Source organism: Actinophytocola sp., assembly GCF_035712165.1.
Classification (GTDB): domain Bacteria; phylum Actinomycetota; class Actinomycetes; order Mycobacteriales; family Pseudonocardiaceae; genus DASYTH01.
In genome coordinates this window covers 1-3951 of sequence record NZ_DASTBH010000456.1, presented here as the reverse complement: position 1 = coordinate 3951, position 3951 = coordinate 1, and the positions used below count along the sequence as shown (strand labels likewise).

The 3951-nt window shown below is 71.9% G+C and carries 4 protein-coding genes; 2 read left to right on the top strand and 2 right to left on the bottom strand.

Annotated elements, in window-relative coordinates:
- Nucleotides 1–196 precede the first annotated feature (196 nt).
- Together VFO68_RS25700 and VFO68_RS25695 are read right to left on the bottom strand one after the other, a co-directional pair.
- Nucleotides 197–1030 (bottom strand): peptidylprolyl isomerase, encoded by an 834-nt coding sequence (locus VFO68_RS25700; protein ID WP_325160956.1) that lies wholly within the window; start codon nucleotides 1028–1030, stop codon nucleotides 197–199.
- A gap of 26 nt (nucleotides 1031–1056) precedes the next feature.
- Nucleotides 1057–1938 carry a peptidylprolyl isomerase gene (locus VFO68_RS25695; protein ID WP_325160955.1) on the bottom strand — a complete coding sequence of 294 codons (882 nt, stop codon included), beginning with the start codon at nucleotides 1936–1938 and terminating at the stop codon, nucleotides 1057–1059.
- A gap of 244 nt (nucleotides 1939–2182) precedes the next feature.
- Here VFO68_RS25695 and VFO68_RS25690 point away from each other — a divergent pair, with 244 nt between their 5' ends.
- Nucleotides 2183–2908 carry an MBL fold metallo-hydrolase gene (locus VFO68_RS25690; protein ID WP_325160954.1) on the top strand — a complete coding sequence of 242 codons (726 nt, stop codon included), beginning with the start codon at nucleotides 2183–2185 and terminating at the stop codon, nucleotides 2906–2908.
- A gap of 9 nt (nucleotides 2909–2917) precedes the next feature.
- Nucleotides 2918–3951 (top strand): histidine--tRNA ligase (locus VFO68_RS25685; RefSeq protein ID WP_325160953.1); only part of this gene is annotated, 1034 nt, incomplete at its 3' end.

The following is a 3951-nucleotide window of genomic DNA, read 5'->3' as shown; positions in this document are numbered from 1 at the left end:
CCCTTTGCTCTGCTTACCGATGCGCAACACGCGCTCCAGGCCGGTGTTGCGCATGGGTAAGCAGAGCAAAGGGAGTCGGAAGGGCGGTGGCTTGGCTGGCGCAGGCGTGTCAAGGAATCGACGACGCGCGACACTAGCTCGACCAGGGCGGTTGATAAGCGCGAAACCCGCGCGAGCGGAGCGAGCGCCAGCAAGCTCAGCCCACCGTGAGGTCGTTGATGACGACGTCCTTCTTGGGGTGGCCGCCGCCCGGCTGTGGCTCGAACGCGCCGTCGTGGCCCGCCGCCGTCGCGCTCTTCAGGACCTCCATGCCCTTGGGGTCGGTGATCTTGCCGACCACGCCGTACGCCGGCTGGAGCTCAACGTCCTGGTAGACCAGGAAGAACTGGCTGCCGTTCGTGGCCGTGTTCGGGCCGCTGTTGGCCATCGCCACCACGCCCGCCGGGTACGGCGGCCGCTCGTTCGTCGGCAGGTTCTCGTCGGCGAACCGGTAGGACGGGCCGCCCGTGCCGTCGGTCTCGCGGTACCCCTTGCCCTTCGCGCTCGGGTCGCCGCACTGCAGCAGGCCGGGCAGGATCCGGTGGCACTTGATCCCGTCGAAGAAGTCCTTGCTGGCCAGGTGCCGGAAGCTCGCCGCGGTGCACGGCGACTTCGCCAGGTCCATGGTGATCTCGATGTCGCCGAAGTTCGTGGCCAGCTTCATGACCTCGGTGCCCTCGCGGGGCTCACCGGACGGCGGCAGCCCGACGTCCTTCGTGGTCTTTGGCCGCTGGTCCGCCGGCACCTCGGTGAACGTGCAGGGCGCCGCGCCCGCGCTCGCCGAGGGCGCCGGCGAGGCGGTGTCGGGGTCGTCATCGTTGAGGGCGACCACCAGCCAAACGACGCCGGCGAGGACGACGATGACCGTCGCGCCGGCGCCGAGGATCGTCAACCTCTGGCGGCGCTTGCGCGCGGCGGCCTTGCGCTGGGCCATCTCGCGTTCGAGCTTGGCCCGTGCCGCGGCCCGCTGCCGCTCCCTCGTGGACGTCACGGTCTTTCCTCCCGCGGTGAAGCTGGTCAGGACTGGGCGGTGGCCGACGGGGTGGGGCCCGCCGGAGGGGTGGGTGCCGGCGTGCCGGCGGTGCGTGCCTCGTCCACCCGTACCGAGGTGACGGTCACGTCCTTGGCCGGCTTGGTCTTCTCGCCGGACTCGTTGGCGACGGTGCCGGCCTTGACGATCTGGTCGAGAACGGCCTGGCCGCCCAGCAGGTTGCCGACGATCGTGTACGCCGGTTCGGCGATGCTCAGGTCCTTGTGGAAGATCAGGAACTGGCTGCCGTAGCTGCCCGGGGTGGTGGCCACCAGCGCGATCGTGCCCTTGGGGTACTGCGCGGCCTCGCCGGCCGGTGCCGGGCTGGCCGACGGGGAGGCTCCGGAGGGCGCCGGCACGTTCTCCCCGAACACGGCGTACGTCGGGCCGCCCTGGCCGGTGCCGCTGGGGTCACCGCAGCGCAGGTACGTCTCGGTCAGCTCGTGGCACTTGGTGTTGTCGTAGAAGTTCTTCTCGGCCAGGTACGCGAGGCTGGCGGTGCCGCACACCGACGGGTCGACCTGGAGTTCGGCGGTGATGTCGCCGCCGGGCGTGACCACGGTCATCAGCCGGGTGCCCTTGGTGGGCAGGTCCTTGGTGGGTGGGGTGCCCACGTCCTTGAGGTTGGAGTTGGTCGTGGCGTCCTGCGGCGTCCAGGTGCACTGGTCCTGCGCGGTGGCCGTCTCGTCGTCGCCGTCGAAGCCGCCGAAGAGCCATACGGCGCCCACGGCGATCAGCACGACGGCCAGGCCGGCGCCGACGGTGGCACGGGTCCGGCGCTTGCGCCGCTCCGCGGCCGCCCGGCGGGCCAACTGCCGGTCGAGCTTCGCCCGCGCGAGCTTGCGCTGCCGGTCCTTGCTGGAAGCCACGCGTGCTCCCTCCTCACTGGCCTCACTGGTTCCCCGTGTGCTCGTCCGGTCGGTGCGTTCCGCCGGAGTGCGCCACGCCACACGCCCGCCAGAGTGTACGGCCACAGCCTGGGAATCGTGTGCGCGAGGGGGCACGGTGCGGTCAAGTCGTGATCGGAGATCGTCACTGGCCCCGGGTCGCGGCGGTTATCCGTTCGACGGTCGGGCTAGGCTCGACGGCATCAGCCCACAGGGAGGGACGGACGTGCTCGTCGTCGGGTTTCCGGCCGACGCCTTCGAGACCAACTGCTACGTGGTCGCGCCGGCGCCGGGGGAGCAGTGCGTCGTGGTCGACCCCGGCATCGGGGTGCTCGACCGGCTCGACGAGGTGCTGGCGGAGCACCGGCTGCGCCCCGCCGCCGTGCTGCTGACCCACGGTCACCTGGACCACACGTTCTCCGTGGCGCCGGTGTGCGGCGCGCGCGGTGTGACCGCGTACGTGCACCCGGCCGACCGGGAGATGCTGGCCGACCCGGCCAAGGCCCTGTCCACCGACCTGGCCGCCCTGTTCGGCGGCCGGCTGCCGTACGCGGAGCCGGAGGACGTGGCCGAGCTGACCGACGGCGCCACCCTGGCCCTGGCCGGCCTGGAGATCAGCGTCGACCACGCGCCGGGCCATACCGGCGGGTCGGTGCTGTTCCGGCTGCCGGCCGCGGGGACGACGTACGAGGCGGACGAGCTCTGCCTGTCCGGGGACGTCCTGTTCGCCGGCTCCATCGGGCGCACCGACCTGCCGGGCGGCAGCCTGCCGGAGATGCTGGCCAGCCTGCGGGACAAGATCCTTCCGCTGGCCGACGACACGGTGGTGCTGCCCGGCCACGGTCCCGCGACCACGATCGGCCGCGAGCGGGCGGGCAATCCCTATCTGCGCCAGCTCCGCGAGCTCTCCCGCGACACCTCCCGCGGCGCGGCCCCGAACCGAGGCTGGTAGACAACCCCGATGAGCAGGCCCACGCCCCTCTCCGGCTTCCCGGAGTGGCTCCCGCCGCAGCGCATGATCGAGCAGTACGTGCTGGACCGGCTGCGGACGACGTTCGAGCTGTACGGCTTCGCCCCGCTGGAGACGCGCGCGGTGGAGCCGCTGGACCAGTTGCTGCGCAAGGGCGAGACCTCCAAGGAGGTGTACGTCCTGCGCCGGCTCCAGGCCGATCCCGCCGAGGGCGGCACCGCCGGCACCGACGACGCGCTCGGGCTGCACTTCGACCTCACCGTACCCTTTGCGCGGTTCGTCCTTGAAAACGCCGGCAAGCTCCAGTTCCCGTTCCGCCGCTACCAGATCCAGAAGGTGTGGCGGGGCGAGCGGCCCCAGGAGGGGCGCTACCGGGAGTTCGTCCAGGCCGACATCGACGTGGTGGACCGCGACACGCTGCCGTTCCACTACGAGGCCGAGGTGCCGCTGGTGATCGGCGACGCGCTGGCCGCCCTGCCGATCCCGCCGGTGCGGATCCAGGTCAACAACCGCAAGGTGTGCGAGGGCTTCTACCGCGGCCTGGGCATCGGCGACCCGGAGGCGGCGCTGCGGTCGGTCGACAAGCTCGACAAGATCGGCCCGGACAGGGTCGCCGCGCTGCTGGTCGAGACCGCCGGCGCGACCGACGCCCAGGCCAAGGCGGCGCTCGCGCTGGCCGAGATCGCCGCGGACGACCTGTCGTTCGTCGACCGGGTCGGTGCCCTCGGCGTCGCCGACCCGCTGCTGGACGAGGGCCTGGCCGAACTGGCCCGGGTCATGGAGACGGCCGCGGCGCACGCGCCGGGGCTGTGCCGCGCCGAGCTGAAGATCGCGCGCGGCCTGGACTACTACACCGGGACCGTGTACGAGACCCAACTGCTCGGCTACGAGCGGTTCGGCTCGGTCTGCTCCGGCGGCCGCTACGACAACCTGGCCAGCTCGGGCAACGACCGGTTCCCGGGCGTCGGCCTGTCCATCGGCGTGAGCCGTCTGCTGGGCGTGCTGTTCGGGGAGAACGCGCTGTC